The organism is Pseudomonas sp. CFBP 13710 (assembly GCF_014842235.1).
Lineage (GTDB): Bacteria > Pseudomonadota > Gammaproteobacteria > Pseudomonadales > Pseudomonadaceae > Aquipseudomonas > Aquipseudomonas baltica.
Window position 1 is genome coordinate 835,784 of sequence record NZ_JACYVJ010000002.1, and the last position, 6,204, is coordinate 841,987.

At 62.6% G+C, this 6,204-nt stretch carries 4 protein-coding genes; 3 read left to right on the plus strand and 1 reads right to left on the minus strand.

The features are described from left to right. Positions 1-87 precede the first annotated feature (87 nt). Together selD and mnmH are read left to right on the plus strand one after the other, a co-directional pair. A complete protein-coding gene (gene selD, locus IFT44_RS08405) occupies positions 88-1,122 on the plus strand; it encodes a selenide, water dikinase SelD (protein WP_192175738.1) in 1,035 nt (344 codons plus the stop codon). Next, the gene (gene mnmH, locus IFT44_RS08410) at positions 1,122-2,219 is read left to right on the plus strand and encodes a tRNA 2-selenouridine(34) synthase MnmH (protein ID WP_192103725.1); all 1,098 of its coding nucleotides are present in this window, start codon (positions 1,122-1,124) and stop codon (positions 2,217-2,219) included. The genes selD and mnmH overlap by 1 nt, the downstream gene beginning before the upstream one ends. A gap of 40 nt (positions 2,220-2,259) precedes the next feature. Here mnmH and proP read toward each other — a convergent pair whose 3' ends face one another. Further along, positions 2,260-3,762, minus strand: a complete 1,503-nt coding sequence (gene proP, locus IFT44_RS08415; RefSeq protein ID WP_122478977.1) for a glycine betaine/L-proline transporter ProP — start codon at positions 3,760-3,762, stop codon at positions 2,260-2,262. Between the two features lie 202 nt (positions 3,763-3,964). On the opposite strand from proP, the gene IFT44_RS08420 reads away from it, so the two are divergent. Then, the gene (locus IFT44_RS08420; protein WP_192103723.1) at positions 3,965-6,154 is read left to right on the plus strand and encodes an OsmC domain/YcaO domain-containing protein; all 2,190 of its coding nucleotides are present in this window, start codon (positions 3,965-3,967) and stop codon (positions 6,152-6,154) included. The last annotated feature ends 50 nt before the right edge of the window (positions 6,155-6,204 follow it).

The window sequence follows — 6,204 nt, forward strand, 5'->3', positions numbered from 1 at the left end:
GAGGTGGCGCGATTATAAGAGTCACTGCAGGAAAGGCCAGCTTTGATAGAATTCGCAGCCTGATTCCAGGACGTCGAGAATGCTGCCATGAATTCGCCAATCCGTTTGACCCAGTACAGCCATGGAGCCGGTTGCGGCTGCAAGATTTCGCCCAAGGTATTGGAGGTGATTCTGGCCGGCAGCGGCGCACAGAACCTGGACCCGAAGCTGTGGGTCGGCAATGCTTCGCGCGACGATGCCGCGGTGTATGCCATCGACGACGAGCGCGGTGTGGTGTCGACCACCGATTTCTTCATGCCCATCGTCGATGACCCCTTCGATTTCGGGCGCATTGCCGCCACCAACGCCATCAGCGACATCTATGCCATGGGCGGCGATCCGTTGATGGCCATCGCCATTCTCGGCTGGCCGGTCAACCTGCTGCCCCCGGAAGTTGCCCGCGAGGTGATCCGCGGGGGTCGGGCGGTGTGCGATGCTGCCGGCATTCCCCTGGCCGGTGGCCATTCGATCGACGCTCCCGAACCCATCTTCGGCCTGGCGGTGACCGGCCTGGTCGACAAGCGCCACATGAAACGCAACGACACCGCCCAGGTCGGCGACCGCCTGTATCTGACCAAGCCGCTGGGCATCGGCATTCTTACCACGGCGGAGAAGAAATCCCGGCTGCGTGAAGAAGACGTGGGCGTGGCCCGCGACTGGATGTGCACGCTGAACAAGCCCGGCAGCCGCTTCGGCAAGCTGCGCGAGGTCACCGCGATGACCGACGTCACCGGTTTCGGCCTGCTCGGGCACCTGGTCGAAATGGCCGACGGTGCCCAACTAACCGCACGCCTGGAATACGCCGCGGTGCCGCGCCTGCCCGGCATCGACCACTACCTGCGCGAGGGCTGCGTGCCGGGCGGCACCCAGCGCAACTTCGACAGCTACGGCGAACGCATCGCCGCGTTGAGCGACGAGCAGCGTGAACTGCTCTGCGATCCGCAGACCAGCGGCGGCCTGCTGGTAGCCGTCAGCGCTGCCGGCGAAGCCGAGTTCGTCGCGCTGGCCGCCGAATTGGGTCTGCACCTGGCGCCGATCGGCACCTTGATCGAGCGCCAGCCCCACGCTGTCGAGGTGTTCTGATGCGCGAAGACAGCAGCGACTACCGCGCGTTGTTCCTCGGCGAGGTAGCGATGATGGACGCGCGCGCGCCGGTCGAATTCGACAAGGGTGCATTCCCCGGGGTGCACAACCTGCCCTTGATGGACGACCTGGAACGGCAGAAAGTCGGTACCTGCTACAAGCAGCACGGCCAGGAAGCCGCCATCGAGTTGGGGCACCGCCTGGTGTCCGGCGAGATCAAGGCACGCCGGGTCGAAGCCTGGGTGGCATTCGCCAAGGCCAATCCCGAGGGCTATCTGTATTGCTTCCGCGGCGGCCTGCGCTCGCAGACGGTGCAGCGCTGGCTGCGCGAGGCAGGCGTCGAGTACCCGCGGGTACTGGGCGGCTACAAGGCCATGCGCAGCTTTCTGCTCGACACCCTGGAACAAGCCGTCGAACAGTGCCAGTTCGTCGTGCTGGGCGGCATGACCGGCACCGGCAAGACCGACGTACTGGCGCAATTGAGCAACGCTTTGGACCTGGAAGGCCATGCCAACCACCGCGGCTCCAGCTTCGGCAAGCGTGCGACCGGGCAGCCTGCGCAGATCGATTTCGAGAACAGCCTGGCGATCGACGTGTTGAAGAAGCGGGCCGCTGGCATCGAGCAGTTCGTGCTCGAGGACGAAAGCCGCCTGGTGGGCAGTTGCAACGTGCCGTTGAGCCTGCATCAGGGCATGCAGGCGTATCCATTGGTTTGGCTGGAAGACAGCTTCCAGAATCGCGTCAAGCGTATCCTGCGCGACTACGTGGTAGACCTGTGCGCAGACTTCGTCGGGTTGTACGGCGAGCGCGGTGAAGCGCTGTTTGCCGAGCGTCTGCTGCAGAGTCTGGACCGCATCCACAAGCGTCTGGGCGGCGAGCGCCATCAACGCCTGCAGGGGCTGATGCAGGCCGCGCTGGAAGAGCAGCGGCGCTATGGCCTGGTCGACCTGCACCGTGGCTGGATCGAGGGCCTGCTGCACGAGTACTACGACCCGATGTACGCCTATCAACGCGAGAGCAAGGCGGCGCGCATCGAGTTCGCTGGCGATCAGGCAGCCGTGGTCGACTACCTGCGCGATCGTCTGGCCGGGGGCTGAAGACGGCGAGTGCAGTCTTCAGCCCCCGGCCAGGCTTGGCTCAGTTGATCCGCGGGTGCTGTTGCACCAGAAGCTCGCGCTTGGCTTGCAGCGCGGCGATCTCGCTGTCGATGTCCTCGATCTTCTGCTCGATGTTGTCGTGGTGCTCGACCAGCAGTTCTCGGGCTTCGGCGATGTCCGAGGCCGCTGGCGCAGCGCCGCGCAACGGCTTGTTGGCCGTCTCCTTCATGGTGATGGCGGTGATGAAGCCGACCACGGCGAACACCATCAGGTAATAGGCAGGCATGTACAGGTCATCGGTGCTTTCCACCAGCCAGGCCACGGCCGTCGGTGTCAGGCCGGCGATCAGTACCGAAACGTTGAATGCACTGGCCAGGGCGCTGTAGCGGATGTGCGTGGGGAACATCGCGGGCAACGTGGACGCCATGACGCCGATGAAGAAGTTCAGCACCACGGCCAGCATCAGCAGCCCGGCGAAGATCCAACCGATCTGGCCGCTGTTGATCAGCATGAAGGCCGGGATGGCCAGGAAGAACAGGCCGATGCTGCCGAACAGAATGAAAGGCTTGCGGCCGAACTTGTCGCTGGCGAAGCCAATCAGCGGTTGGGCGAACAGCATGCCGACCATGATCGCAATGATGATCAACACGCCATGGCTTTCGCTGTAGTGCAGGTTGTGCGACAGGTAGCTGGGCATGTAGGTCAGCAGCATGTAGTAGGTGACGTTGGTCACCGCGACGATGCCGATGCAGGTCAGCAGGCTGCGCCAGTGCTTGGTTGCCACTTCCTTGAACGATACCTTGGGGCCGCCGGCCAGGCCTTCGCGGTCGCCTTGTTCGAGCTTTTCGACGTGCTGCTGGAAGGCCGGGGTTTCTTCCAGCGCGTGGCGCAGGTAGAGGCCGATCATGCCCAGCGGCAGGGCCAGGAAGAACGGCACGCGCCAACCCCAGTCAAGGAACTTCTCTTCGCCGATCACTGCGGAGATGCCCACCACCACGCCTGCACCGAGCACGAAACCGGCAATCGAGCCGAAGTCCAGCCAGCTGCCGAGGAAGCCGCGTTTGCGGTCCGGAGCGTACTCGGCCACGAAGATCGAGGCGCCGGTGTATTCACCGCCCACCGAGAAGCCCTGGGCCATCTTCGCCAGCAGCAGCAGGATGGGCGCCCAGATGCCGATGGAGGCATAGGACGGAATCAAGCCGATCGCGAACGTACTCAACGACATGATCACGATGGTGGCAGCCAGGACTTTCTGCCGTCCGTACTTGTCGCCCAGGGCGCCGAAGAACAGGCCGCCCAGCGGGCGAATCAGGAAGGGTACCGAGAAGGTGGCCAAGGCCGCGATCATCTGCACACTGGGATCGACGTCCGGGAAGAACACTTTGCCCAAGGCGTAGGCCACGAAGCCGTAGACGCCGAAGTCGAACCATTCCATGGCGTTGCCAAGCGCGGCGGCGGTGATCGCTTTGCGCATCTTGACGTCGTCGACGATGGTGATGTCGTTCAACCCGATCGGGTTGACGGTTTTTCTGCGAGATTTCATGGGTGTTTCTCTTGTGTCAAAGCGGCTTGTCCCCATGAGATACAAAATGACACTAAATAATTCACTGATTACGGCGATTTAGTATCGCAGCGGTTGTCCGGGCGCCAGCGTACCCGCGTGAGCGACAGATCGCCCAAGACGGAGACGCCAAAAAACCGGATAATGCCGGCCATTCGTTTTAGCTGTCATCAGGTGCTGCCCCATGGAAATCAAGGTCAATTTTCTCGACAACCTTCGACTTGAAGCCAAGTTCGACGATTTCACGGTGGTGGCCGACCAACCGATCCGCTACAAGGGCGACGGCTCGGCGCCGGGCCCGTTCGATTACTTCCTGGCATCCTCGGCGTTGTGCGCGGCCTACTTCGTCAAGCTCTACTGCAACACCCGCAACATTCCCACCGACAACATCCGCCTGTCGCAGAACAACATCGTCGACCCGGAAAACCGCTACAACCAGATCTTCAAGATCCAGGTCGAACTGCCTGCGGACATCTCGGCCAAGGATCGCCAGGGCATCCTGCGCTCGATCGACCGCTGCACCGTGAAGAAGGTCGTGCAGACCGGCCCGGATTTCATCATCGAGGAGGTCGACAACCTCGACGCCGATGCCCAGGCCTTGCTGATGCCCGCGCAGGCGGAAGGGGCGAGCACCTATGTGCTGGGCAAGGACCTGCCGCTGGAGCAGACCATCGCCAACATGTCTGGCATCCTCGCCGGGCTGGGGATGAAGATCGAGATCGCCTCGTGGCGCAACATCGTGCCCAACGTCTGGTCGTTGCACATCCGCGATGCCTACTCGCCGATGTGCTTCACCAACGGCAAGGGTTCGACCAAGGAAAGCGCGCTGGCGTCGGCCCTTGGTGAATTCATCGAGCGGCTCAACTGCAACTTCTTCTACAACGATCAGTTCTGGGGCGAAGACATCGCCAATGCGGCTTTCGTGCACTACCCTGACGAGCGCTGGTTCCAGCCGGGCCGCAAGGATGCGCTGCCTGCCGAGATACTCGATGCCCACTGCCTGGCCATCTACAACGCCGACGGCGAACTGCGCGGTTCTCACCTCTACGACACCAACTCGGGCAACATGGAGCGGGGCATCTGTTCGCTGCCTTTCGTGCGCCAGTCCGACGGCGAGACGGTGTATTTCCCGTCCAACCTGATCGAGAACCTCTACCTGAGCAATGGCATGAGCGCCGGCAACACCTTGGCCGAGGCCCAGGTGCAGTGCCTGTCGGAGATCTTCGAGCGCGCAGTCAAGCGCGAGATTCTCGAGGGCGAACTGGCGCTGCCCGACGTCCCGGCCGAGGTGCTGGCGCGCTATCCCGCTATCCAGGCCGGCATTCAGGGGCTGGAGGAGCAGGGCTTTCCGGTGCTGGTCAAGGATGCCTCCCTGGGCGGTCGCTTCCCGGTGATGTGCGTGACCTTGATGAACCCGCGCACCGGCGGCGTGTTCGCCTCGTTCGGCGCCCATCCAAGCCTGGAAGTAGCGCTCGAGCGCAGCCTCACCGAGTTGCTTCAGGGCCGCAGTTTCGAGGGGCTCAACGACTTGCCCCAGCCGACCTTCGAAAGCCATGCGCTGATGGAGCCGAACAACTTCGTCGAACATTTCATCGATTCCAGCGGTGTGGTGTCGTGGCGCTTCTTCAGCGCCAAGGCCGACTTCGCCTTTGCCGATTGGGATTTCACCGCGCAGGGCGACAATGCCAATGCCGAGGAAGCCGCCACCCTGTTCGCCATTCTCGATGGCCTGGGCAAGCAGGTGTACATGGCGGTCTATGAGCACCTGGGCGCCAAGGCGTGCCGGATTCTGGTGCCGGGGTATTCGGAGATCTATCCGATCGAGGATCTGATCTGGGACAACACCAACAAGGCGCTGTTTTTCCGCGAAGACATCCTCAATCTGCACCGGCTCGACGACGACGCGCTGGGCAATCTGTTGCAGCGCCTGGAGGAGTCGGAGCTGGACGACTACACCGATATCCGCACCTTGATCGGCATCGAGTTCGACGAGAACACCGTGTGGGGGCAGTTGACCATTCTGGAGTTGAAGGTGCTGATCCAGCTGGTGCTGGAGCGCTTCGACGACGCCAAGGAGCTGGTCGAGATGTTCCTGCAGTACAACGCCAATACGCTGGAGCGCGGCCTGTTCTTCCAGGCGCTGAACGTGGTGCTCGAGGTGCAGCTTGACAGTGATCTGGACATGGCCGACTACGAGTTCAACTTCCGCCGCATGTTCGGTGACGCGCGGATGGAGGCGGCGCTGGGATCCGTGGATGGCAGCGTACGTTTCCATGGCCTGACCCCGACCAGCATGAAGCTCGAAGGGCTGGACCGTCATCTGCGCCTGATCGACAGCTACAAGAAACTGCACAGCGCCCGCGCCAGGGCCTGATCCACCGCGCTGCCCTTTTCGCGGCCACGGGCCGCTCCTACGGAAAACTC